This is a genomic window from Ruegeria sp. CDSA079, from assembly GCF_059612245.1.
In genome coordinates this window covers 74,641-98,371 of sequence record NZ_JBXWQF010000017.1, presented here as the reverse complement: position 1 = coordinate 98,371, position 23,731 = coordinate 74,641, and the positions used below count along the sequence as shown (strand labels likewise).

Here is a 23,731-nt window from a genome sequence, read left to right as displayed (position 1 = left end):
AAGGCACTCGCGCTCAGTTCGGTACGCCTCTCTCTGCGCCAGCAACACGTTGTTTTTCAACAATATCAGCCCAAAGCTGCCTTTCGCGGCAGTGCAGCAAATGCACGCTGAGAGAGATCTGCCTGCAAATAACCTCTACATTCCGAAAAAAGTTGCATAGGTAGGTGTCATTTCCTTCAAAGGCAATGCAGACATTTGGCCGCCAAAAATCAGCCCGTTTTTACAGCGTTTTCTTGATTAGCGTCCCGTATCTAAGCATGATCATGTTATGGCGGTTAAAATCGACAATTGGCTGAACGATCTTGAACTGGGTCAATACTCAGACGCTTTTGCACAGCATGATATCGACGCACGTGTACTACCATTACTGTCAAACGATGACCTTAAAGAGCTTGGGGTTAGTCTGGGCCACCGAAAAATCATCCTGGCAGCGGTTCAAGAATTGACTGGCCAAGAGCACTCGTCTCAATCGCCACAAGCCGTAGACTCGGATGCATGCGAAGTCGGTCGGGTTCCCATTTCGGATAGATCGCAAGGCGTGGCCTTATCTGCAAGGAAGCCTGCTTCATTGGCGATCGCAGAGAGGCGTCACTTAACAGTTTTGTTTGCTGATCTCGTCGCCTCGACTGAGTTGACTAACCGGTTTGACCCCGAAGACATGCGCGAACTGCTGCAGAGCTTCCAGGATGCGGTTGCAGGTGCAGTTAGAGGGTATGGCGGCTACGTCTCGAAGTATTTGGGCGACGGTCTCCTGGTGTTTTTTGGCTGGCCGACAGCCTATGAAGATCATGCAGTTCGCGCTGTAAAGGCTGGTCTTGAGGCCGTTCGACGGGTCAGAGAGCTAAAAACACCTGACGGTGAGCCCTTGTCAGCCAGGTTAGGTATCGCGAGTGGGGAAGTGGTAGTTGGCGATACGATCGGTGAGAACACCTACGAAGAAGGAGCCATGACGGGGCCAATTGTCAATCTGGCAGCGCGGCTTCAGGAACACGCAGAACCTAACTCAGTTGTTTTATCTGCTGAGGAGACCGAAGAAACTTTGCATCGGCTATTTGAGTTTACGTCTCTTGGACAAACCGAACTGAAAGGTTTCAAAGAACCACGGACCCTTTTGACTGTCGTATCAGAACACAGCGCGGAAAGCCGGTTTCGAGCTTCATACAGGGACGAAAGTGGCAGCGTCATGATTGGTCGCGACTACGAAAAAGGTATCCTTTTACAATCATGGCTCCGTGCGCAGAACAGTCAGGGAGAGGTTGTTCTGCTTGCCGGTGAAGCTGGGATCGGTAAATCGCGATTGGCGGAAGAGTTTCTCGCTAATGCTGTAGCGACTAGCGAAGCTGATATTATCAGGCTGAACTGCTCTCCTTACCTTACCAGTAGCCCGTTCCACCCTGTCGCCCAGAGGATTTCTCAGGATGCTGGTGTGGGGACAGATTTTGATGACGACCAAATTCTCGACCTTGTTAAAAAAATGTTGGAAAGCCGAGAGGGCTTGGAATGGGAAAAGGTTCTGCCCGTCTTTGCCGCACTGGTTGCGCCTCACAGTGCTCTTGCCCGAAGCGTTCTCGATATGTCTCCGCAGGAGCAACGTGACCTCACGATTCAGACGTTAATCCACACGGTTCAGGTGCGCGCAAGCACGCGTCCTGTTATTCTTTGTGTTGAGGACGCGCATTGGATTGATCCTTCCACCCAAGCTCTTTTGGATCGCTTCAAAGCAATTTGCGGAGATCTGCCTTTAATGATTTTGATTACCCACAGGCCTGGCTGGGAACTTGCCCATGATGACGGGGAAGCGCACGTACATACGCTCCAACTGCGTCGTTTTGATACGACCCATGTCTCGAACCTAGTTCGCAATGTCACCGGAAAAGCACCCGACGATGCTCTGATTGCCGCAATCATTGAGAAGACGGACGGCGTGCCTTTATTCGTCGAGGAACTGGCCCGGGCGATTGTTGAGGCGGGTGAACACGGGCAAGTCCACATACCCGCGTCTTTGAAAGGCACACTGATGGCACGTCTTGACGCGGTCTCACCAGAGGCTAAACAAGTCGCGTTAACAGGAGCCGTCATTGGACGGGAGTTCGAGCCTAGCTTGCTGGCTTCTGCAATAGGTCTTGCGAGTGCGGAAATTCAATCTCGTATAGAAGAGCTGTCTCGAACAGGTTTGATCTTTGAAAGCGGGCACAATCGAGGGTATTTCGTTTTCCGTCATGCCCTTATTCGGGATACCGCCTATCAATCCATGCTGGGCTCAACCCGCAGACAACAACACGCAAACGTGGCACGTGCATTGATCCAGTTGCGGTCAGCAGAGATTGAACGTCGGCCCGAGTTGGTTGCCCGCCATCTTTCAGAGGCCGAAGAATGGCGTGCTGCGTTCGACAAATGGCAGACGGCAACTGAAATGGCATTGGCGAGATCCGCCAGCCAAGAGGCGATGGTCAACGCTAGGGAAACACTCAAAGCGGCCGAAAATCTTAGATCTGACAACGGTGTCGAAACGATCAAAGCCAAAATCCTGATTGGTCGCAGCCATGACAGCCTGGGTCAGTTGCCAGAGGGGATAGCGGCTTTGAAAGAGGCCTCGGACGCCGCCCGTGGAATACACGATGTGGCGCTCGCCGCTGATGCTGCGAACCATTTTGCGGACTCGTGTATGATGTCGAGTAAGAGACACGGCGAGGCCATTGAGCTTTGTGTTAGAGCTCTGAACGACCTTCCCGACGATGACGAAGTACGGCAGTGCAGATTGATGAGCCAACTTGCACGGGCACATATGTTTGTCGGCCAGTTTTCTGAAGGCGCACGCTATGGTCAGCAATCAATGGAATTGGCCGCGAAACTGGGGGACTATAAATCCCAATTCTCGGTGATGATGATGCATTTTGGGGCGCCATTCGTCGCGCGCAAAGGCAGAGAGACACGTCATTGGCGTGAAAATCTTGATGCGATGCATCGAGCGGCCGAAAACCTAGGGAGTATTGATCAGGGTCGGGACCGGACACTTAGTCTTTTTGTCGGGGCCGAAATGGCCGACCGCGACTTGATGGATCATTCACTCGATCTGCTGACGGAGATTTCGGAAAAGGACAACCATCTGCAACTCTACTGGGTACAGAAGCACGCACGCGCCATGGTTGCAATTATGGATGGCGATTTTGAGCAGGCAGAGATGCATGCCAACGAAGCGGTGAAAATCGGTCGAAAGACACATGGAGAACATGTTGAGGGCGTCTTCGGTGTTCAGATGTTTACCATTCGCCGCGAGCAAAACCGGCTGCACGAAGTTGCACCGGTGATCAAGAAGCTGATGACGGATAGCCCGGAAGACATTTCTTGGAAACCGGGATTTGGCCTTATTGCCGCCGAGTTGGGATACAAGGAACCAGCTGAACGCATATTGAATGAAATGGCAGAGAATGGCTTCAATCTTCCCCTTGATGCAATGTTTTCAACTACTTTGTCTTATCTTGCTGACATTTGTGTCGCAGTCGAGCATCTGGGACATGCTGAGACCCTCTATGACATGCTGACCCCATACGAAGAGCTGACGATCACCGCTGGGGCAACAACAGTTTGCGCCGGGGCGGCTGCAAGACGTCTGGGCAATCTGGCAACGGTGCTGAAAAACTGGGACGCCGCTGAGAGGATGTTCCATAAGGCCATCGAAATAGACACGCGCATGAAATGCCCACCGTGGATTGCGCACAGCAAGGCAGCATATGCATCCGCGCTAAGGCAACGGGGCCGCACGAATGATTTGGAACTAGCGTTTCAACTAGAAGGGGAAGCGTTGGCAATTTCACAGCGATTGAGTATGGTTTCCCTTAGGTCAAAGCTCGAGGGAGTAGCTGTTTAAAGTCATTTAGATGCTTGGGGGAGCATTATGCCAAGGTACATAATTGAGAGAAATTTTGCCGAGCAGCTGAACGTCAGCGACGACGACAAAATTCACATCAAAGAGATCAATGACGAAGTCGGGGTCGAGTGGATTTTCTCGTTCCTCAGCGCAGACAAGCGCAAAACATACTGCCTGTATGAGGCCCCTGACGAGGAAAGTCTCAGAAAGGCGGCCGAGCGCCTTAACATCCCAGCCGATGTCATAACACCCGTGGATCAGATAGATCCCGGAATATTCGCCTGAGTATTCGCAGTTCAAAACCCTAATCCGAGGCGATTTATCTGCGGGACAACGCATCGGAAGTCACAACTATATGAGGCAGCCGCGCAAGAAGCCTGACCTGAAAACAGGGAGGCCTATGCATGTACGACATAAAAACGCTCGACGGAAACACGGCAACTGTGGATCAAGACGCTTTGGATGCGCTTAATTCTTCGCTTCGCGGCGGCGTCTACTTACAGGGCACTCCGGAATATGAAGGCGCAAGAACTACATGGAACAGCATGTTCGAACGTCACCCTGGGTTCGTGATCCGCGCGATGGGGGCGAGCGACGTACAGAAAGCTGTAAACTTTGTTAGGGACGCCAACCTCATAATGTCAGTCCGATCAGGTGGGCATCAAATTGCAGGGCACGCTGTCGCAGACGAGGCAGTATTGCTCGATCTGTCCCAGATGCAATCAGTACACGTGGACCCTGTCAACAAGACTGCTCGGGTTGCACCGGGTGCATTGCTTGGCGATGTAGATCGCGAAACCCAGGCTCATGGGCTTGCTGTCCCAGTCGGCATCAATTCGACAACTGGTATCGCTGGTCTGACCCTTGGCGGCGGCTTTGGGTGGACGACGCGGAAATTCGGAATGACGATTGACAATCTTCTGTCGGCAGAAGTTGTGACGGCAGACGGGACGATTGTCAGCGCCTCGCCCACAAGCCATCCGGAGCTTTTCTGGGCCATCCGAGGTGGAGGCGGCAATTTCGGCGTCGTGACCTCATTCGAGTTCCAGTTGCATGATCTTGGGCCCGATGTTCTGTCGGGTCTGATCGTTCACCCGATCGAAAAGGCGCCAGAGCTGCTTGCAGAATTCGCAGCCATTGCAGATGACTCACCCGATGAGCTGACCGTCTGGAGCGTGATGCGAAAAGCTCCTCCTCTCCCGTTCCTACCAGAAGAGTGGCATGGGAGAGAGGTGCTGATTTTTGCGGCTTGCTACAGTGGTCCTATAGACGATGGTGAAAAAGCCATGTCGGGCTTGCGCGCGCTAGGAGAACCGATTGCCGACGTCATCTCACCTCACAAGTTTGTAGACTGGCAAGCAGCATTCGACCCTTTGCTTACACCGGGCGCTCGGAACTATTGGAAAAGCCATGATTTCGAAGCGCTTTCTTCGGAAGCAATCGCAGGTCTTCTCGAGGCGGTTTCCAGCCTTCCCGACCCTGCTTGCGAAGTATTTATTGCGCATGTAGGTGGCGCAATGGCACGCATTGAACCCCACTCAACAGCTTATCCGCAACGATCAGCACACTTCATAATGAATGTTCACACTCGTTGGGAAGACTCGAACAAGGATGATGAGTGCATTGCGTGGGCGCGGGGACTTTATGATCAGATGCGGCCTCATGCGACCGGTAGCGCGTATGTAAACTTTATGCCCGAAGACGAAGCGGATCATATTGCTGGTGCATACGGCCTAAACGGCGAGAAGCTATCGAAAATAAAAGGCAGCTATGATCCAAAGAATCTGTTCAGGATTAATCACAACATAGTGCCTGAGTAGGGCTATCCGACTTGGAAAGACTGATCTATACGACGTCTAGAGCTTATGCTTGATATTTGACGACAAATATTTGGTTACGCGTTCAGACCACCAAATATTTTCACGCCGAAAATGTCGACACTGTCTTTTCCACTGTCAGGCGAATTCCGTGTTCCGCTGCGACGGCAGGGTTTTGCTGACCATTTGGCCGCTTTGGGCTCGAAGCTGTCACCTGCCACTTTTTGTTGGATACGGGTTATCAATGCGGAGCGGACATTGCGGCGACGGGTTCAATTCACATCGCTGACTGGTATTCCCCAATTTAGGTCCCCTCTTAGGCGGTTAAGGAAGCAGTTGGGGGCGAGACCCTCACAATCGAGACCAAATTGCCTAACAGCAAAACAAATATGGCAAAAGGCGGGGCATTCTTATCCCGGCAATGCTAAGCTTAAGGGACATCGCTAAGTCTTCCATTTTATCCAACAAATGAGCCTGTACATTGAGACGATTTCTTGCATTCGCGGTGTTTTCAACTGCAAGTTCAACTAGTCCATCCAATGCTCAAAGCGTGGACCCTGATGCCTCTGAGGCCGCAGCGCGAGCGGCTTTGTCTGTCTTGAGTATCGCCGCCACCCCAAACGAGACTTTATCCTCGTTTTCTTTTCTTGATGCTTCCGGAGGTGCCAAGAGTCTACGCTCGACGCAACTGCGAGGAGGTTACAAGCCACTTGAAAACGGGCTGTATGTAGAGGGTCTTGTTGCCTATCAAAAATATAACCCGGTACTCTTCTTTCCAGAGATCGCCCCCGACACTGAGTTGGATGTAACTTGGTCAAGCGTGGCAGCAACGGTCGGCATCGGTTGGGAATTTCCATTGGTAAACGAGTGGAAAGTTCGTCCGGTCGGACATCTTTCACTTGGCCAAGTGACTGCGGATGCTTTTCTTGGCGGCTTTCCATTGCTGCGTTCGGCATCTAGCTCCAACGATTTGATCGACGGAGACTTAAACGCATTCGGGGTTGGTGCTTCGCTTGGTATCTTCCGAGAGGCGCAATTTGGATCGTGGCAGGGGGAATATCGTATCCGTCAAACATTCTTGGATTTTAACCCGATCAACGAGCCTGAGGCTGGGAACGCAAGTGCGAGTTCAAACCAAACAACCCTGTTCTCACGTCATCGCTATCCGCTGGAAAACGTCAATCTCTTCGAACTCCCAACACAACTCGTTCTGGATGCTGGTGTTGTGCTGTATCACGGCGACAGTGTAACCGTTCTAGGCACCGATTGGCTGGCCACAGCTGGCGTAGGACTTGAGATTGATACTCGCCTGACCGGTCTGCCAGCCGTTCAAGCGGGACGTGTAATGTTAAACGGTGTAGTTGCCGAAGGATTTTCCGGTTTTTCGATAGGCTTCGGTCTGCGGTTTTAGGTCGGGGCCTGATCCTGTCACAAAAAATCGGTTGTCTGATGCTTAGCAATTATTTCACTCAAACGCGCCCAGCGATCATGTCGGCAGCTTTTTCAGCAATCATAATCACCGGCGCGTTGGGGTGTCCGGTGTTCATTTGCGGCATCACAGACGCATCGGCAACGCTCAACCCTTCAAGCCCGTGCACTTTCAAGTCAGGAGCTACGACGCAATCATCGCTTTGCCCCATCCTGCAACTGCCAACGGGATGAAAGGACGTCGACGAAATCTCACGAATGTCCGCAAGAAGTTCTTCGTCGCTCTGGGTGTCCGCCCCCGGAGATATCTCAACCGGATTAAGCTTCGAAAAGGCTTCCTGTGATACAATCTTCCGCGCTTCCTTGATGATCGAGCGCATCAGATCGACATCCGCCGGATCGCTTAGATATCCAGGATCGATAATGGGCCGATCCAATGGGTCGTTTGATGCTATAGTCACACGCCCTCGACTCCAAGGACGGGTCGGAAAACCAGAGATTGTGAAACCGTGGCGATCCGGTGGGCGATACTCCGGGGCTCCCAAGCTTATGAAATATGGGATCATAAGCAGTTCTATATCGGGAATATCGACATGGGGTCCGGATCTCAGAAATGCACCAGACTCAAAGTGGTTCGTTGTCAGGGGACCGCGCGACTCCTCCGAGTAGAGGCGCTCAATCTCCGCGGTTTGCTCAGAGCTTCGGCCAAAGAAAGTCAAGGGCTGATCAATTTCCCAACGGGCGCGGTAATGAAAGTGATCCTGCAGATTTTCGCCCACGCCGGGTAGGTCATGCTTCACCGGGACGCCGACATCGTTCAACAGGTCTGCTGGGCCAACTCCTGAGAGTTGCAGGATCTGTGGTGAGCCTATGGCGCCCGCCGCTAAGACGGTTTCCTGCGCAGTTGCATGGTTCAGTTCTCCCTTGGCGACATAATTCACGCCGGTCACAGAACTGCCCTTAAACTGCAATGACATGACCGTCGCGCCTGTCACAACGGTCAAATTGGGACGCCCCATCGCCGTAGAGAGGTATGTATGCGCGGTGCTGCCCCGCCTGTTCTCTTGCAAGGTCGCGGGGAAATAACCACAGCCGTCCAGTTCCATGCCATTCAGATCGCCATTAAATGGAATCCCGGCCTGCTGGCAGGCTTCTACAAATGTCTCGGTTAAGGGCGACCGCTCGCCTGGCTTAGTCACAGTCAGCGGTCCGCCGTCCCCATGGATCGACGGATCTCCATCGACTTCCCAATTCTCAGCCTTCTTGAAGTAGGGCAGCACACCGTCCCATCCCCAGCCCGTTGCGCCCATTTGGGACCACGTGTTGTAGTCTGCCGGATGCCCGCGCAGGTATATCATATAGTTTATCGAACCAGTGCCGCCGATACATCGACCGCGCGGATAGGCGATCTGGCGTCCCGAAAGCTCGCCCTGCGGAGCGGTCCGAAAGGCCCAATCGAAGCGTGTATTGGTGAGCGCGCCAAATTTGGCGGGTGTGGAAACCCGGGGGTCGTCGTTCGATCCGCCGGCCTCTAATAACAAAACGGAACGCTTCACATCTTCGGTCAAACGAGCGGCGAGGACGCATCCAGCACTTCCGGCGCCAACGATAATAACGTCAAAACTATCCGTCATGACAAAACCCCAAACTACTAATCTGGAAAGAGTGGCGGACAGTCTGCCCTTTATCAAGCAACACATTTTGCGGAGGTTGGGTATGTCCGCTTTGGGCTCGACTCGGTCATCTGAGGCTTTTTGTCGGATGACTGGATCGGGATGGATAGCTGCCCTTGCGTTACCCGAGATGCCCAAAGTGCAGTGTTTAGGTTTGTGGTATCGCGAGAGCTGCGTTTTAAGCGATCCGGGGCGACCGAGGCCGCAACCAAGGGCGGGGCCTTTGCGCCGCCCAACACGTTGATCGCATGAATCGCCGCGTCGGCCCTGTCAGGGCTGTAACGGCCCATGTAGCCAGAAGGGGTAAACTGCAATAACTGGTCTTCCAGAAACTTAGCCTGTGTGTCTCGGGGCTAGGGCTGCCAGAAACTCGGCAGGGCTTCGGTGCAAACTCGTCATGTGTGGGCCTCGTCATACAATCGCGCAATGCGCTCAAATCTGGACTTGATCCGCTTGAGCCTGTCAGACCGACCCAACGCCATCGCAATAATCGCATTGGCGCGCTCGTACTGGTCAGACAATGCAAAGGCCCGTCGCTTCTCACCCTTCCAGAACCGATGACTGTTCTTGCGGCAGGTCGGTGTGCAGAACACGTGGCCTTTCCGGTGTGGCGTAAACTCGGTGCCGCAATAGAAACACCCGAACCGAAAGTTCCAGTTGTCAGGGCCAAGCATCGGTCCAAAGTGTTCGGTCAACTCGCGCAGCACCTTCTTGCGCCAGTAATACCGCCTCTGACGTGCAGCAGGATCAGAGACCCATCTATGTCAACCATTGCCCGGTAATCAGCGGCCACGTCAGGCGGTAGGCATGACAGGTACATGTTCAGCAGTTGAGGATTGAACCCACCACCGCGCTGCGTCGCCAACAGCGGGTTGTCAGGGTATTTCGCGTAACGTGAGGCATTTCGGGTCGTCATTGTTCGAAATCCCCCTTTAGATCGTCCATTTACTCGCCCGGTACGGACCAGCCGGTGCCGGGTCGTCCCTGACCAGATATCCCTCTATCAAGGTATCGCACTCTTTTGCATCCTGCTCGGTCTGTGGCACGTCGCCTGGCTTCTTGCCAAACGCGCGTTCGATTTGGTCCAGCCTGTCCTTGTTTGTTGCTGCCTTTCCCATGGTTTCAGCCTACAAGCGGGACACCCTTGGGACAAGGTTTTACGGGCAGCAGTATAAGACACTGAATATATATAATATTTTTGGATATAGCGCCTGATCTGGAATCAGCAGGTTGAGGGTTCGAGTCCTTCAGGGATCGCCATTTTCCAACAGATATCTGACACAGATGATCAGGGCCTCGATCCGGGACGCTGTTGTGGCTGCTTGGTGGTGTATAAGGGGCTGGACGAGGGGGTCATGCCAGCCCCTTTAAGGGGTCACAGAGTGGTAGTGTGTGTTCCTTAACCTATCATTAACCTGATTCATCGTGCTCCGATATTGGGGGATTCCCGTAGGGTCGAGTCTGCGCGGATTTCAGCGCGCGAAGATTGGCAGGCTTTCCGATTTGAAGACCGCTTCGCAGTTTTAGGGGTTTTCGAGTTCGGCGCGCAAAAGTGCCAACGTTACGAAAAAAGATATTGCAACCGGTTGCAAAGAGAATCATTGTTGCGCGCAACACCAAGATTCGGGAGAGTCGCATGTTGAAGGTCGGACTGTTGGGCGCGGGGCGCATCGGACGCGTTCATGCGCAGGCGATTACATCCCATCCGGGTTGCATACTGTCAGCTGTTTCCGACGCTCTGCCCGATGCCGCAGCTAGTCTAGCCAGCGAACATGGCGCCAAAGCCCGTAGTTCGGACGAGATCATCGCCGACCCGGGAATTGATGCGATTCTGATTGCAACTCCGACAGACACGCATTCTGATTTGATCGAGGCTGCGACAGGCGCAGGCAAGGCGGTTCTGTGCGAAAAGCCCGTTGATCTAAACCTACAGCGGGCAATGGACTGTCTAAATACAGTATCTGCACGCGGCATGCCTGTGATGATTGGATTTAACCGGCGGTTTGATCCGAATTTTGCGGCGTTGAAGGCCGGGTTGAGCGCAGGTGAAATTGGCAAGGCCGAGCTTTTGTCGATCACCTCATTTGATCCGGCGCCACCTCCTGTCAGTTACGTAAAAGTGTCGGGCGGACTGTTTCGGGACATGATGATTCATGACTTCGATATGGCAAATTATCTGATGGGCGATGTGCCGCAGACTATATCGGCGGTTGGATCATCGCTTGTGGATGCGGAAATCGGTGCGGTTGGTGATGTGGATACAGCGGCAGTCACAATGACTTACGCGGATGGCCGGATTGCAGTCATCAAGAATTCGCGGCGCGCGGCCTATGGCTATGACCAACGGGTTGAAGTGCTGGGGTCAGACGGGTTGTTGCAGGCGCAGAACATGCTGGAAAACACCGTCGTGAAATCAACGGTGGACGGCGTTGTGGGGGCAAGGCCGACCCATTTCTTCCTGGAACGATACATGACGGCCTACCGGGTTGAGTGGGCAGCTTTTGTTGATGCCGTTGAAGGCGGGTCCGAGGTTCCGGTCACGTTGCAGGACGGCGTTGCAGCTTTGGCAATGGCCGAAGCTGCAACGCTGTCGGCGCAGGCCGGTAGGTCAATCCAGATGGAAGAAATTTTGAAACCGGTTGCAAAATGATCGAATTTCTTCAAACTTACGTTAGCTCGGCCCAGCGCCGCAGCCACTGAGATTCGGCACAGCCGGATGATTGGGGCCGGTACCCCAACAGAAGATCAGACTGAACCATTGGGAGGAAACTGAAATGAAGAAATTCGTTAAAGGCGCGCTTGCTGCTGGGGCACTGGCTCTGGCGACACCTGCATTTGCGCAGGAAATCGTGGTCGTGTCGCATGGTCAGGCCAACGACGCATTCTGGAACGTCGTGAAAAACGGTGTTGAGCAGGCCGGCAAAGATGTCGGCGTGAACGTGGAATACCGTGCGCCGGAAACCTTCGACATGGTGGCCATGTCGCAGTTGATCGATGCTGCCGTGAACCAGGAACCGGACGGCCTGATCGTTTCGATCCCGGATGCGGACGCGCTTGGCCCGTCAATCGAACGTGCTGTTGCCGCCGGTATTCCGGTGATCTCGATCAACTCGGGTTCTGACGTCTCGAAAGACCTGGGCGCATTGCTGCACGTGGGTCAGGACGAGTTTGATGCCGGCAAAGCCGCCGGTGAAGAACTCGCTTCGATGGGCGGTAAAACAGCGATCTGTGTGAACCACGAAGTCGGAAACGTTGCGCTGGACCTGCGCTGCGCCGGTTTTGCAGAAGGCTTTGGCGGTAACGTTGAAGTACTGCCGACCTCGAACGACCCGACGGAAATCGAGTCGAAAGTTTCCGCTGCTCTGGCCGCAAACGAAGCCGTCGACACAGTCATGGCGCTGGGTGCAAGCTCGGCTGGTGAACCGACTGTCGCAGCCGTCAAAGGCTCGGGCCGTGATGTGAATGTTGCGTCCTTCGACCTGTCGGCCAACTTCCTGCAATCGATCGCGGACGGTGACGCAGCATTTGCCATTGATCAGCAGCAGTACCTGCAAGGGTACCTGTCGGTGAATTTCATGGGTCTGCACGCCAAATACGGCCTGATGCCTGGTGGTAACGTGCCCTCGGGTCCGAACCTGATCACTCAGGACAAAGCTGCTCAGGTGATTGAGCTGTCTTCGCAGGGAATCCGCTGATCCGCGTCGAAACCTGAACCAAACGGGGCGGCGCAGCAGCGCCGTCCCCACCCAAATGGGAGGAAACGATGAGTGACTCAGCTCAAATTGCCGGGGACGAAAGGGTCAAAAAAGAACCTTTCATGACCAAGCTCATGAAACGGCCCGAACTCGGTGCGATGGCCGGTGTTGTCCTGGTGGTCATCTTCTTTGCCATCACAGCAGACGACTCGATGTTTACTCTGGCCGGGATCATGAACTTCATGACACCTGCGGCACAGCTGGGCATTCTGGCAATAGGTGCGGCCCTTCTGATGATCGGAGGGGAGTTTGACTTGTCCATCGGTTCGATGGTGGCATTTGCAGGCTTGTTCTTCGGTGTCTGTGTGGTCACCTGGCAGTTGCCCCTGATCGTCGCCATCCCCATGACATTTGTATTTGCGGGCCTCGTTGGCGCGGTAAACGGCAACATCGTGATCCGATCCGGGTTGCCGTCCTTTATCGTCACTTTGGCCTTCCTGTTCATCCTGCGCGGCCTGTCACTAGTTGGCCTCAAGGCCGCCACCGGAGGATCGACTCAATTGCGTGGCGTGCGCGATGTGGTTGAAAACGACTGGCTGGCACCGTTCTTCTCGGGCGAAGCGTTCAGTAGCTTGTTCTCCTGGTTGGCAGCCAATGGCATGATTGATACCTTCAAAAGCGGTGCGCCCAAAGTGCCTGGCATTCCGGTCGAAATCCTGTGGTTCATCGTGCTCGCACTGGTTGCAACCTATGTGCTGCTTCGCACTCCTGCAGGGAACTGGATTTTCGCGGCTGGCGGTGACAGTACTGCGGCCTCCAACTCGGGTGTGCCAGTGAACCGGATCAAGGTTTCGCTGTTCATGCTGACCGCATGCTGCGCGGCACTGGTGGCCATCATCACGGTGATCGATGCTGGCTCGACTGATGCACGTCGCGGATTCCAGAAAGAGTTTGAGGCGATCATCGCGGCCGTAATCGGTGGCTGTCTGCTGACGGGCGGTTATGGCTCGGCCATCGGGGCATTCTTCGGCTCGATCATCTTCGGCATGGTTGTCATCGGCCTGACCTATACAGATTTCGATCAGGATTGGTTCCAGGTCTTCCTGGGCGGAATGCTTCTGATCGCCGTTCTGTTCAACAATGCGATCCGTAAACGCGTAACCGGGGAGCGCTGATATGACTGAAGATACCAAGTTCCACCACGGCGATACGGTGACCGATCTGGCGCCCATCGTGGAAATGAAGAACATCGAAAAGCACTTTGGCAATATCATCGCGTTGGCCGGCGTCAGCTTTGACGTCAAACCGGGTGAATGCCATTGTTTGCTGGGCGACAACGGTGCCGGTAAATCGACCTTCATCAAGACCATGTCCGGCGTGCATAAACCCACCAAGGGCGAGATCTTTTTCGAAGGCAAACCTTTGCATTTCGACACCCCTCGGGATGCGATGGAGGCAGGCATCGCGACGGTGTTCCAGGATCTGGCGATGATCCCGCTGATGAGCGTCACGCGCAACTTCTTCATGGGGCGCGAACCCACAAAGGGTAAAGGCCTGCTGAAACGGTTCGATGTGGATCACGCAAACGATGTCTGCATGGAGGAGATGCGCAAGATGGGCATCAATCTGCGTGGACCGGATCAGGCTGTCGGTACCTTGTCTGGTGGCGAACGTCAGACTGTTGCAATTGCCCGTGCTGTGTATTTCGGGGCCAAGATCCTGATTTTGGACGAACCGACCTCGGCCCTTGGTGTGCGCCAGACGTCGAACGTTCTGGCGACCATCGACAAAGTGCGCAACCATGGTATTGGCGTGGTCTTCATCAGCCATAACGTACGCCATGCACTGGCGGTGGGTGACCGGTTCACCGTGCTCAATCGGGGCAAAACGCTGGGCACGGCAACCCGTGGTGAAATCACGCCCGAGCAATTGCAGGACCTGATGGCAGGTGGTCAGGAAATGGCCGAGCTTGAGGGATCGCTGGGCGGTACGGTTTAAAAGTACTCGGGTGCCCCCAAGGGGGGCATCCTTCGGGTTGTGGCACCTGACGCCACTCTGTTTTCAGGCCCTGAAAAGGTCTGGCACCTTCGCAAATGAGAAAACCCGCGGACCGCTGACGGCGGCTCCGAGTTGAGAGGGATCATGATGAGCAAGACAGTCCGACTGACCGCGGCGCAAGCTCTGGTACGCTATCTTGGGGCACAGATGAACGAGGCCGGAGAGCCCTTTATCGCCGGTGTCTGGGCGATTTTCGGCCACGGCAATGTGGCCGGGTTGGGTGAGGCGCTGCATGGCGTAAAAGACAGTTTGCCAACCTACCGCGGCCATAACGAACAAACCATGGCGCATTGTGCGATTGCGTATGCCAAGCAACTGGGCCGGAGGCGCGCGATGGCTGTGACCTCTTCGATCGGACCGGGGGCCACCAATATGGTTACCGCTGCTGCTCTGGCCCATGTGAACCGCCTGCCTGTTTTGCTGCTGCCCGGAGACGTGTTTGCAACGCGTGGACCCGATCCGGTGCTTCAGCAACCCGAAGTATTCTCGGACGGAACCATCAGTGCGAATGACTGTTTCCGACCGGTCAGCCGCTATTTCGACCGCATCACACGCCCCGAGCATCTGCTGACGGCTCTGCCGCGTGCCTTTCGCACGATGACGGACCCGGCCGACTGCGGGCCGGTGACGCTGGCTTTTTGTCAGGATGTACAGGCCGAGGCCTACGACTATCCCGAAAGCTTCTTTGAGCCGCGCGTCTGGTATCAGCGTCGCATTCGCCCGGATGAAGGTGAACTGGCGCGGGCTGTGGCGGCAATCAAGGCGGCTAGACGCCCTGTGATCGTTGCGGGTGGCGGCGTGCATTATTCAGACGCAACTGCCGCGCTGCAAAGCTTTGCCGAAGCGCATAACATCCCGGTGGCCGAGACGCAGGCGGGTAAATCCGCGCTGGCTTGGGATCATCCGCTGAACATTGGCCCAATCGGTGTGACAGGTGGCGAACCTGCCAACGATATCTGTGCCGAGGCCGACCTTGTGCTGGGTGTTGGCACCCGGTTTCAGGATTTTACCACCGGGTCTTGGGGTTTGTTTGCCAACCCTGAGCGTGAGTTGATCAGCCTGAACACCGCCGCCTATGACGCCGAAAAGCACGGTGCGATGCCACTGCAATCCGACGCGCGCGTTGGACTGAATGAACTGGCCGAGGCGCTGGGTAATCATCGCGCGCCAGACCTGCCTGCGACGTTGAAATCCGATTGGTTTGGCAAAGTTGACGCGCTGACCGATGCGCCGACAGACAGCAACGCGCTGCCCACGGATATGCAGGTGATCGGTGCCGTGCAAAGGGCGGCCAATGAAAACACCGTTGCGATGTGCGCAGCCGGCACAATGCCGGGTGAGCTGCACAAGCTGTGGAAAGCTCCGCGCCCTGGTGCCTATCACATGGAATACGGCTTCAGCTGCATGGGTTATGAGATCGCCGGTGCCATGGGCATCAAGATGGCCCAGCCGGACCGCGACGTGACCTGTTTTACCGGTGACGGTACTTATATGATGGCCAACTCGGAAATGGCGACGGCGGCGATGATGGGGATCTCGTTCACCGTTGTGGTCACGGACAACCGGGGGTTTGGTTGCATCAACCGTCTGCAAATGGGGACAGGCGGGGCCGAGTTTAACAACCTTCTCGACCACACCGTACACGAAACGGCATCGGCCATCGATTTTGCAGCCCATGCGGCAGCGATGGGGGCTACCTCGGTCAAGGTCAGTTCAATTGCCGAGCTTGAAGACGCGCTGGCCAAACGCGGTGAGGTCAAAGGCCCCTATGTCGTGGTGATCGACACCGATCCCTACCCATCGACCGAATATGGCGGAACGTGGTGGGAAGTGGCAGTGCCCGAGGTCAGCGTCCGCCCGGAAGTGAATGAAAAACGTGCGGCCTATGAAACCGCCATCAAGGAAAGAAACACGAAATGAGCGTGAAGATCGGTATCTCTCCGATTGCCTGGCAAAATGACGATCTGCCGGACCTGACCGCAGCTTACACGATGAAGCAGGCGCTGAAAGAAGCGCGCGAGATCGGTTACACAGGTGTCGAACGCGGCCAGAGGATGCCCGCCGACACCGAAGGGCTGCGCGCGTATCTGGATGCCAACAACATAGCGTTGTGTGGTGGTTGGTGCTCGGGCAGCACTCTGGTCAATGACCTTGACGCCGAGATCGGCGTCGTGCGCGAACAGGTCGAACAATTCGTCGCGCTGAACAGCCCATGTATCGTTTACGCCGAGTGTTCCAATACCGTTCAGGGGCAGATCGGAACGCCTGTCAATGATCGCCCCAAACTGTCGCGGGATGAGGTGCTGGCCTATGCGGGCAAGCTGACCGAACTTGCCAAGTGGATGGCAGATCAGGGCATGCCGATGGCCTATCACCATCATATGGGCACGATCATCGAAAGCGAAGATGAAGTGAACTGGCTGATGGAGGGTTCCGGCCCCGAATTGAAGCTGTGCTTCGATACGGGCCATCTGCTGTTTGGTGGCGGCGATGTGATGGCCACACTGAACCGTTGGGGCGACCGGGTTCATCATGTACATTTCAAGGATATCCGACCCGAAATCGTACAGGACACACGCGAGAACAATCGAAGTTTCCTGGATGCAGTGATCGCCGGTGCATTCACAGTGCCGGGTGATGGCTGCATCGATTTTCAGGCCGTAGCCAATGCGTTGAAAGCGATGGACTATAACGGCTGGATCGTGGTCGAGGCAGAGCAGGACCCCGCCAAGGCGCCGCCCTATGAGTACTCCAAAATGGGTTACGACCATATCGTCGAAGTTTGCGGCAAGGCAGGGTTGGAGATCACCACCTAAATCACCGCCTCAAAGGGCAACACCGAAGCCATGAAAGAGGAGTATGTCATGGTACATCAGGAACTTGGATATGTCGGCTATTTCGACCGGGAATCCTGTGATCTGGATGAATTCAAGGTGTTGACCTCGCAAAACCTGACGCTCGATGCGGTCCCTCATGCCGCTTCGGTGGAAAAGAACGTTCCGATCTACGACATGCACGCGCTGCGCCCCGCCTTGGAGAATGCAGATCAAAGAAAAGCGCTGCTGGCAGAATGGGCGCGCGTGCTTGATAAATCGGCGGGCGTGATCGTTCTTAGCGGCGCTTTTGCGGATACGTCCGTGATCGACCGGGCGACCGGAGTGTTCCAACAGATCATCAAGGAGGAACGCGAGGGCACAGGTGGTGAGGGCGACCACTTTGCAGCCTCGGGCGCCAATGACCGGATATGGAACGCATTGCAAAAGCAGTGCATGCGTGACCCAGAGGGCTTTGCGCTGTATTTCGGGAATGTGGCTATTGCAGCGGCGTGCGAGGCCTGGCTGGGGCCGAATTACCAGATGACCGCGCAGGTCAATCAGGTGCGACCCGGTGGCAAAGCACAACAGGCGCATCGGGATTACCATCTGGGCTTTCAAACGGCGGACAGTGCCGCGCGGTATCCGGCACATGCCCATCTGGTGACGGCTTCGCTGACCTTGCAAGGGGCCGTCGCGCATTGCGACATGCCAGTGGAAAGCGGGCCAACCAAACTGTTGCCGTTCTCGCAGCTCTACGCGCCGGGGTATCTGGCATTTCATGATCCGGCGCATCGGGATCATTTCGAGCAAGCCTACATCCAGTTGCCGCTGAACAAAGGGGACGCAGTGTTCTTCAATCCCGCGCTGTTCCACGCAGCGGGTGAGAATAGCAGCAACAACATTCACAGGATGGCCAACCTGCTTCAGGTGTCGTCAGCTTTCGGACGCGCGATGGAAGCCGTCAATCGTACTGCTATGACACAGGCCGTGTTTCCTGCGCTGTCGGCTTTGAGGCAACGCGGCGATCTGAGCGCCGCGGAAATCGACGCTGCTGTCGGGGCAACAGCCGAGGGCTATCCCTTCCCGACCAACCTTGATACGGACCCACCGGTTGGTGGCAACGCGCCAGACAGTCAGGCGGACATCCTGCACCGCGCCCTATCCGACGGGTGGAGTGATACAGAGCTTTCTGACGCTCTTTCAGCATTGCAGTCACGACAAGCCGCTTAAGGCCCAAACGGGCGGACCAACGAGCCCGCTCCAATCGGAGAAGAACTATGGCAGATCTGCTCAAGAAGCCCTTCGGCACCCGTGGCAAGGTGCATGACATCACGCCAGCCAGCGCCGGGTGGCGGTATGTGGGTTTCGGGCTTTATCACCTGAAGGCAGGGGACAGGGCGGCCGAGGCCACTGGGGACCGAGAGGTCATTCTCGTGATGGTCGAAGGCAAGGCAAAGATCACCGGAGCCGGGCAGGATTGGGGCGTGTTGGGCGACCGAATGAACGTGTTCGAAAAGACGCCACCGCATTGTTTGTATCTGCCGAACGGGACGGACTGGGAGGCGGTGGCGGAAACCGATTGCGTTGTGGCCGTGTGCTCGGCTCCGGGCAAAGGCGGTCACCAAGCGCGTCGCATTGGACCGGATGGCATCACACTCACCGAACGCGGTAAGGGCGTGAACACGCGATACATCAATAACATAGCGATGGAGAACGAGGACTACGCCGACAGTTTGTTGGTGACTGAGGTGTTTACGCCAAATGGGCACTGGTCTTCGTATCCCAGCCACCGTCATGACGAGGATGACTTCCCCCGGATGACCTATCTGGAAGAGACATATTATCATCGTCTCAACCCTGCAAACGGGTTCGGGATACAGCGGGTTTATACGGATGACGGACAGTTGGATGAGACGATGGCGGTCTCTGATGGCGATGTTGTGACCGTCCCGCGCGGTCATCACCCTTGCGGCGCGCCCTATGGGTTTGAGATGTACTATCTGAACGTCATGGCAGGGCCCCTGCGGAAGTGGCGATTTGTACCGGCCCCCGAGGTCGAATGGATCATGGAGCGTGACGGATGAGCAAAGATTTCGCCAATTACCCAAGCCTTGCAGGCAAAACGGTTTTCATAACCGGCGGGGCTGGGGGAATTGGCGCGGAAACCGTTCGCGCTTTTGCCGATCAGGGGGCAAAGGTCGGGTTCCTGGATCTCAACGCTGATGCCGGGCTTGCTTTGCTGTCGGAGCTGAACGGCGCGCATGCATTCGCCCAATGCGATCTGCGCGATATCGATGCCATGCAGGATGCGTTGGGGCAATTGGTAGAGGAGTTGGGAGAAGCGGATGTACTGGTCAACAACGCCGCCCACGATGACCGCCACGACTGGCGCGATGTGACGCCCGAGTATTGGGACGAGCGCATGGCGACCAATATCCGCCATATGTTCTTTGCCATTCAGACCGTGGCCCCGGGTATGATCGCCAAAGGCAAAGGCTCGATCGTCAACATTGGCTCGAATTCCTGGTGGGAGGCCGGCGCGGGATTTCCGGCCTACGCCACCGCCAAATCCGCAGTACACGGCCTGACCCGAACCATGGCGCGCGAGTTGGGTGATCACCGCATCCGTGTGAACACGGTTGTGCCCGGCTGGATCATGACCGATCGTCAGAAAGATCTGTGGGTCACGCCCGAGGCCCTGGCCAAGCAGGTGGACCGTCAGTGCCTGCCGGACCCGATTGAACCGGTCTATGTCGCGCGGATGGTGCTGTTTCTGGCCTCTGACGATGCTGCCATGTGCAGCGCTGGGAACTTCATGGTCGAGGGTGGCTCGATCTGAACCATTCAGAACAATTGGAGAGCTGACATGTCTCAACCCTTTCAACTGGCGGCATGTGCCGAGATGCTGTGGCTGGACAAACCCATGGATTGGCGCGCTGCGCGGTTGACCGAGATGGGGTTTGGTGTCGGCCTGTGGAACTGGCCAGCGTGGGATCTGGACAAGTTGGAACGCGTTGGCGCGAATTACACGATCATGGACGGGTATCTTCAGGGCCGTCTTGCGGATGAGGAAGGGGCTGACATGTTGTTGGCATCGGCGCGTGAGACCGCGCAGATTGGCAAGCGTCTGGGCGTGGATCGTCTGAACCTGCACGGGACCGGTTTGGGTGATGGTGGAATTCCGATCTGGCAGCATGACGTCGTGACCGGTGACATGTGGCTGAAGGCACGGGACACTTTGCACCGCATTTGTGACCTGGCCGAAGACGAAGATGTTGTTTTCACGCTGGAGAACCTGAACCTGCTGGATCATCCCGGTTGCCCTTTTGGATCGACCGGGGATGTTCTGGCGTTGGTTTCGTCGATCAACCACCCGCGTCTTCAGATGAATCTGGACCTCTATCACACACAGATCGGGGAAGGCGACCTGGTCCGTTGGTGCGAGAAATGCCTGCCATGGATCGGAGAGGTTCAGGTTGCCGACAACCCCGGCCGGTGTGAACCGGGAACCGGAGAGATCAACTATGCCGCTGTTGCGCGGGCGCTCAAGGATATGGGTTATCGTGGCCCCGTCGGCCTCGAGGCGACTGCCGCGGGGGACCCGGAAACAGCGCTCGAGGCTTTCCGGGCTGCCTTTACGATCTAAGGGAGTTTGGGCGCTTTACCTTTGCGGCGGGGCACCAAAGGCACGGATCACAGTGCGGGCAGCGGCCTCGACCGGGTCGTGTGTTTCTTTCAGGATAGAGACGCGATCAAACCGATCCGGATCGCGGTTGACAGCCTCGCGCATGGCTGTACCGAACGCCATACGCAGCTCGGTCCCGATGTTGAACTTGCAGATCGATGTCTTTTGCGCAAGCTTCATGCGCTGCTCCACCGGCACACCCGACCCGCCGTGAATGACCAGGGGTACCTTGGTCATGGCATCGATCTCGGCGATACGCGCCTCGTCCAAACCACCTTCCTTGTTCTGCTGAAGGTGAACATTGCCGACCGAAATCGCCATCGCGTCCACCCCGCTTTCACGTGCGAATTCCGCAGCTTCCTCGGGGTCGGTGCCATTGGATCCTTCACCGCCCGAGTAACCGACAAAGCCAATCTCGCCCTCGCATGAAATCCCGGCCGCATGAGCCATCTCGGCAATCGCGGCGGTCTCGTCGATGTTTTGTTGCAAAGGTTTGCGCGACCCGTCGAACATCAACGAGGTAAAACCGCTGTCCAGCGCAATCTTGCAGTCTTCGAACGTGTAGCCGTGATCCAGATGTGCAACGACCGGAACCGACGCGTTTTCGGCGAGATACCGGAACATTTTACCCAGTACGGGCAGCGGCGTGTGTTCGCGGCAACTGGGGCCGGCTTGCAGGATCACCGGTGCATTTTCCGCCTCGGCCGCTGCCACATAGGCGCGCATGTCTTCCCAGCCGAGGGTGACAAGCCCGCCCACGGCGTAACCTTGTTCATAGGCGGGTTGCAGGACGTCTTTCAATGTGACGAGAGTCATTTGAACTTCGCGATCATGTCTTTGATGCCTGGGATCGTTTCGATCTGATAGGCATGGGTGGGCTGGAAATACTGCACCAACGAACGCTGGGTCAGACCACCGAGGATGGTGAAATAATACATCTCATAGCCCGGCAGAACACAGCAGGGATGATAGCCATTGTCGATGCAGATCGTTGAGCCATCCACGATGTGATAGGCATCGCCCGGTTCGTTGTCCTCGCGTTGCAACATCTGCAGGCCCGAGCCCCAGTTGGGCTTGAAGCGGAAATTATAGGTCTCGTCGTGGCGGGTCTCGTCCGGCAGGCGGTTGGTGTCGTGCTTGTGGCTGGGAAAGCCTGACCAGCCGCCCTGACCAACGGTGAACAGCTCACTCACCAACAGGCGGCCAACTTTGTCGTGCTGTTTCTGGCCAAGGATGTGTTTGATCTTACGGTGAGTTTTGGTGTCGTCGCTGCCGTATTGCACAAGGTCGTGTTCCCGCACATCGAACGGGTCCAGCACCTTGTCGTATTTGGCGCCGGCAATGAAGACTTCGGCTTCATTTGAAACGCAAACCAATTGCACTTTTGCACCGACGGGCACGTAAACGCCTTCGGGGTCGCCATCCCAGACATCTTCGCCCCGGTTGCCCAGCTTCGCGAAGGCAACGCCTTCGACGTCCACGTCGACACTGCCGGTGGCGGGCACGATGCAGGTCTCATAGCCGGGAACCTGATATTCGAACGCTTCGCCCTTTTTCAGTTTGACGATGTTGAAATAGTTCAACGGGACAGTTGGATCATCGGCGTCGACGATTGGCTTGTTCTGGTTGTCATAGGGCGCGATGTGCATGGGAGTCTCCTATGTGGTTGGGCCGGGGTGTGAGGCGAGGAACGCATCCAGTTCAGCGGTCGTGGGCATGGCTGGCGCGCACCCTGGCTTTGACACCACGATCGATGCGCAGGCCGAACCGCGCATGACAGCGTCTTTCAGGTCGTGCCCGGTAGCAATTGAAGCCAATAGGCCCGCCATGAAACTGTCGCCAGCCCCATTGGGTTTGACGGCGGTGACCGGGTAGATGCCGGTTTCAATCTCTTGCCCGTCCATCAATGTGACGGCGCCTTTTTCACCCATCTTGTAGATAACCAGCCGACCAGGTTTTTCTGCCAGTTCCTTGGCCTTGGCAAAGCCCTTTTCGATGCCTCCAGCCATGAACCCGAACTCTTCGTCATTGCCGACGATCAGGTCGCTGGCGTCTCCGGCCCGCGACAGGATCTCGGCGGCTACCTCGGGCGAGGGCCAGCTGTAGGGGCGGTAGTCGATATCGAAGATGATTGGCAGACCAACAGCTCGTGCGTATTCGAACGCACGGAACGTAGCGCCGCGCGATGGCTCGGAGGCAAAAACCGTGCCTGCCGAGATGACTGCCGAGAAGGATGAATAGTCGACCTTGTCCATGTCCTCTTCAGTGACCTGAAAATCGACGGCCCCGTTGCGGTAGATGACATTCTGAAAGTTCTCGATCCGGCTTTCATAAACAGCCAGAGACATGCGATATTCACCACCCAATACCCGGATAAAGGATGTATCGACGCCATAGTGTCGCAATCGGTTCAGGCAGAACCGGCCAACAGCATCATCCGAGACAGACGTGATCAGCGAGGCCTGACTGCCCAGCTTCACCAACCCGGTGCATATGTTTGCGGATGAACCACCCAGATCGGCATGGAACGTGTCGGCATCCTCGCTTTTGACACCGATGGGGTCTGCATACAGGTCCATGCCTGCTCGCCCGAAAACGGCAAAGCGGTTTCCTTTGATACCGTCTATCAAAGCGCTCAAGTCATGTCCTCCGGCACAGTGGGGTCGGCAAAGTTTGGACCTTGCGTTGAAT

The 23,731-nt window shown here is 55.9% G+C and carries 21 protein-coding genes; 14 read left to right on the top strand and 7 right to left on the bottom strand.

Going from position 1 to position 23,731, the window contains the following annotated elements:
* Nucleotides 1-268: 268 nt before the first annotated feature.
* The 4 genes from AC2FJZ_RS16715 to AC2FJZ_RS16700 all read left to right on the top strand — a co-directional run bounded on the left by AC2FJZ_RS16715 (nt 269) and on the right by AC2FJZ_RS16700 (nt 7,096).
* Nucleotides 269-3,868, top strand: coding sequence for an adenylate/guanylate cyclase domain-containing protein (locus AC2FJZ_RS16715; RefSeq protein WP_496779036.1), 3,600 nt, complete (start codon nt 269-271; stop codon nt 3,866-3,868).
* A 27-nt stretch (nt 3,869-3,895) separates the two neighbouring features.
* Nucleotides 3,896-4,153, top strand: coding sequence for a DUF4242 domain-containing protein (locus tag AC2FJZ_RS16710; protein WP_058274660.1), 258 nt, complete (start codon nt 3,896-3,898; stop codon nt 4,151-4,153).
* A gap of 119 nt (nt 4,154-4,272) precedes the next feature.
* Nucleotides 4,273-5,688 (top strand): FAD-binding oxidoreductase, encoded by a 1,416-nt coding sequence (locus AC2FJZ_RS16705; protein WP_496779034.1) that lies wholly within the window; start codon nt 4,273-4,275, stop codon nt 5,686-5,688.
* A gap of 478 nt (nt 5,689-6,166) precedes the next feature.
* Nucleotides 6,167-7,096, top strand: coding sequence for a hypothetical protein (locus tag AC2FJZ_RS16700; protein ID WP_496668730.1), 930 nt, complete (start codon nt 6,167-6,169; stop codon nt 7,094-7,096).
* Between the two features lie 58 nt (nt 7,097-7,154).
* Here the strand turns inward: AC2FJZ_RS16700 and AC2FJZ_RS16695 are convergent, their stop codons facing one another.
* The 4 genes from AC2FJZ_RS16695 to AC2FJZ_RS16680 all read right to left on the bottom strand — a co-directional run bounded on the left by AC2FJZ_RS16695 (nt 7,155) and on the right by AC2FJZ_RS16680 (nt 9,904).
* Nucleotides 7,155-8,747 carry a GMC family oxidoreductase gene (locus AC2FJZ_RS16695; protein WP_496779032.1) on the bottom strand — a complete coding sequence of 531 codons (1,593 nt, stop codon included), beginning with the start codon at nt 8,745-8,747 and terminating at the stop codon, nt 7,155-7,157.
* Nucleotides 8,748-9,181: 434 nt separating this feature from the next.
* Complete coding sequence (locus AC2FJZ_RS16690) at nt 9,182-9,493, bottom strand: hypothetical protein (RefSeq protein ID WP_496668734.1); 312 nt, start codon at nt 9,491-9,493, stop codon at nt 9,182-9,184.
* Entirely contained in the window at nt 9,478-9,702 is a 225-nt protein-coding gene (locus tag AC2FJZ_RS16685) for a hypothetical protein (protein WP_496668736.1), read from the bottom strand. Before AC2FJZ_RS16685 ends, AC2FJZ_RS16690 begins: the two co-directional genes overlap by 16 nt.
* A 16-nt stretch (nt 9,703-9,718) precedes the next feature.
* The gene (locus AC2FJZ_RS16680) at nt 9,719-9,904 is read right to left on the bottom strand and encodes a hypothetical protein (protein ID WP_496668738.1); all 186 of its coding nucleotides are present in this window, start codon (nt 9,902-9,904) and stop codon (nt 9,719-9,721) included.
* Nucleotides 9,905-10,422: 518 nt separating this feature from the next.
* On the opposite strand from AC2FJZ_RS16680, the gene iolG reads away from it, so the two are divergent.
* The 10 genes from iolG to AC2FJZ_RS16630 all read left to right on the top strand — a co-directional run bounded on the left by iolG (nt 10,423) and on the right by AC2FJZ_RS16630 (nt 21,001).
* A complete protein-coding gene (gene iolG, locus AC2FJZ_RS16675) occupies nt 10,423-11,436 on the top strand; it encodes an inositol 2-dehydrogenase (RefSeq protein ID WP_496779030.1) in 1,014 nt (337 codons plus the stop codon).
* Nucleotides 11,437-11,560: 124 nt separating this feature from the next.
* Complete coding sequence (locus tag AC2FJZ_RS16670; RefSeq protein WP_050604155.1) at nt 11,561-12,481, top strand: sugar ABC transporter substrate-binding protein; 921 nt, start codon at nt 11,561-11,563, stop codon at nt 12,479-12,481.
* A 68-nt stretch (nt 12,482-12,549) separates the two neighbouring features.
* A complete protein-coding gene (locus AC2FJZ_RS16665; protein ID WP_496668742.1) occupies nt 12,550-13,656 on the top strand; it encodes an ABC transporter permease in 1,107 nt (368 codons plus the stop codon).
* 1 nt (nt 13,657) lies between these two features.
* On the top strand, nt 13,658-14,479 hold the full coding sequence (locus AC2FJZ_RS16660; protein WP_050604157.1) for an ATP-binding cassette domain-containing protein: 822 nt from the start codon (nt 13,658-13,660) through the stop codon (nt 14,477-14,479).
* Between the two features lie 147 nt (nt 14,480-14,626).
* Nucleotides 14,627-16,459: a 3D-(3,5/4)-trihydroxycyclohexane-1,2-dione acylhydrolase (decyclizing) gene (gene iolD / locus AC2FJZ_RS16655; RefSeq protein ID WP_496779028.1), complete on the top strand. Its 1,833-nt coding sequence runs from the start codon at nt 14,627-14,629 to the stop codon at nt 16,457-16,459.
* Nucleotides 16,456-17,355 (top strand): myo-inosose-2 dehydratase, encoded by a 900-nt coding sequence (gene iolE, locus AC2FJZ_RS16650; RefSeq protein ID WP_496779026.1) that lies wholly within the window; start codon nt 16,456-16,458, stop codon nt 17,353-17,355. The genes iolD and iolE overlap by 4 nt, the downstream gene beginning before the upstream one ends.
* Nucleotides 17,356-17,403: 48 nt before the next feature.
* Nucleotides 17,404-18,585 (top strand): phytanoyl-CoA dioxygenase family protein, encoded by a 1,182-nt coding sequence (locus AC2FJZ_RS16645; RefSeq protein WP_496779024.1) that lies wholly within the window; start codon nt 17,404-17,406, stop codon nt 18,583-18,585.
* Between the two features lie 47 nt (nt 18,586-18,632).
* The gene (gene iolB / locus AC2FJZ_RS16640) at nt 18,633-19,439 is read left to right on the top strand and encodes a 5-deoxy-glucuronate isomerase (RefSeq protein WP_496779022.1); all 807 of its coding nucleotides are present in this window, start codon (nt 18,633-18,635) and stop codon (nt 19,437-19,439) included.
* Nucleotides 19,436-20,194 (top strand): SDR family NAD(P)-dependent oxidoreductase, encoded by a 759-nt coding sequence (locus AC2FJZ_RS16635; RefSeq protein ID WP_496779020.1) that lies wholly within the window; start codon nt 19,436-19,438, stop codon nt 20,192-20,194. Before iolB ends, AC2FJZ_RS16635 begins: the two co-directional genes overlap by 4 nt.
* A gap of 27 nt (nt 20,195-20,221) precedes the next feature.
* Complete coding sequence (locus AC2FJZ_RS16630; RefSeq protein WP_496779018.1) at nt 20,222-21,001, top strand: TIM barrel protein; 780 nt, start codon at nt 20,222-20,224, stop codon at nt 20,999-21,001.
* Between the two features lie 15 nt (nt 21,002-21,016).
* On the opposite strand, the gene AC2FJZ_RS16625 is transcribed toward AC2FJZ_RS16630, so the two are convergent.
* Genes AC2FJZ_RS16625 through iolC form a run of 3 tightly spaced genes read right to left on the bottom strand, consistent with a single transcriptional unit; the run spans nt 21,017 to nt 23,679 of the window.
* The gene (locus AC2FJZ_RS16625) at nt 21,017-21,856 is read right to left on the bottom strand and encodes a class II fructose-bisphosphate aldolase (RefSeq protein ID WP_496779016.1); all 840 of its coding nucleotides are present in this window, start codon (nt 21,854-21,856) and stop codon (nt 21,017-21,019) included.
* The gene (locus AC2FJZ_RS16620) at nt 21,853-22,689 is read right to left on the bottom strand and encodes a 5-deoxy-glucuronate isomerase (protein WP_050604164.1); all 837 of its coding nucleotides are present in this window, start codon (nt 22,687-22,689) and stop codon (nt 21,853-21,855) included. The genes AC2FJZ_RS16625 and AC2FJZ_RS16620 overlap by 4 nt, the downstream gene beginning before the upstream one ends.
* Before the next feature lie 9 nt (nt 22,690-22,698).
* Nucleotides 22,699-23,679: a 5-dehydro-2-deoxygluconokinase gene (iolC, locus tag AC2FJZ_RS16615; protein ID WP_496779014.1), complete on the bottom strand. Its 981-nt coding sequence runs from the start codon at nt 23,677-23,679 to the stop codon at nt 22,699-22,701.
* Nucleotides 23,680-23,731 lie beyond the last annotated feature (52 nt).

Coding starts and splice junctions, on each gene's coding strand:
- AC2FJZ_RS16630 (WP_496779018.1), top strand. CDS start 20,222: ATGTCTCAACCCTTTCAACTGGCGGCATGTGCCGAGATGCTGTGGCTG.
- AC2FJZ_RS16680 (WP_496668738.1), bottom strand. CDS start 9,904: ATGGGAAAGGCAGCAACAAACAAGGACAGGCTGGACCAAATCGAACGC.
- AC2FJZ_RS16620 (WP_050604164.1), bottom strand. CDS start 22,689: ATGCACATCGCGCCCTATGACAACCAGAACAAGCCAATCGTCGACGCC.
- iolD (WP_496779028.1), top strand. CDS start 14,627: ATGAGCAAGACAGTCCGACTGACCGCGGCGCAAGCTCTGGTACGCTAT.
- AC2FJZ_RS16695 (WP_496779032.1), bottom strand. CDS start 8,747: ATGACGGATAGTTTTGACGTTATTATCGTTGGCGCCGGAAGTGCTGGA.
- iolE (WP_496779026.1), top strand. CDS start 16,456: ATGAGCGTGAAGATCGGTATCTCTCCGATTGCCTGGCAAAATGACGAT.
- AC2FJZ_RS16625 (WP_496779016.1), bottom strand. CDS start 21,856: ATGACTCTCGTCACATTGAAAGACGTCCTGCAACCCGCCTATGAACAA.
- AC2FJZ_RS16665 (WP_496668742.1), top strand. CDS start 12,550: ATGAGTGACTCAGCTCAAATTGCCGGGGACGAAAGGGTCAAAAAAGAA.
- AC2FJZ_RS16645 (WP_496779024.1), top strand. CDS start 17,404: ATGGTACATCAGGAACTTGGATATGTCGGCTATTTCGACCGGGAATCC.
- iolG (WP_496779030.1), top strand. CDS start 10,423: ATGTTGAAGGTCGGACTGTTGGGCGCGGGGCGCATCGGACGCGTTCAT.
- AC2FJZ_RS16715 (WP_496779036.1), top strand. CDS start 269: ATGGCGGTTAAAATCGACAATTGGCTGAACGATCTTGAACTGGGTCAA.
- AC2FJZ_RS16660 (WP_050604157.1), top strand. CDS start 13,658: ATGACTGAAGATACCAAGTTCCACCACGGCGATACGGTGACCGATCTG.
- AC2FJZ_RS16710 (WP_058274660.1), top strand. CDS start 3,896: ATGCCAAGGTACATAATTGAGAGAAATTTTGCCGAGCAGCTGAACGTC.
- iolB (WP_496779022.1), top strand. CDS start 18,633: ATGGCAGATCTGCTCAAGAAGCCCTTCGGCACCCGTGGCAAGGTGCAT.
- AC2FJZ_RS16635 (WP_496779020.1), top strand. CDS start 19,436: ATGAGCAAAGATTTCGCCAATTACCCAAGCCTTGCAGGCAAAACGGTT.
- AC2FJZ_RS16705 (WP_496779034.1), top strand. CDS start 4,273: ATGTACGACATAAAAACGCTCGACGGAAACACGGCAACTGTGGATCAA.
- AC2FJZ_RS16685 (WP_496668736.1), bottom strand. CDS start 9,702: ATGACGACCCGAAATGCCTCACGTTACGCGAAATACCCTGACAACCCG.
- AC2FJZ_RS16670 (WP_050604155.1), top strand. CDS start 11,561: ATGAAGAAATTCGTTAAAGGCGCGCTTGCTGCTGGGGCACTGGCTCTG.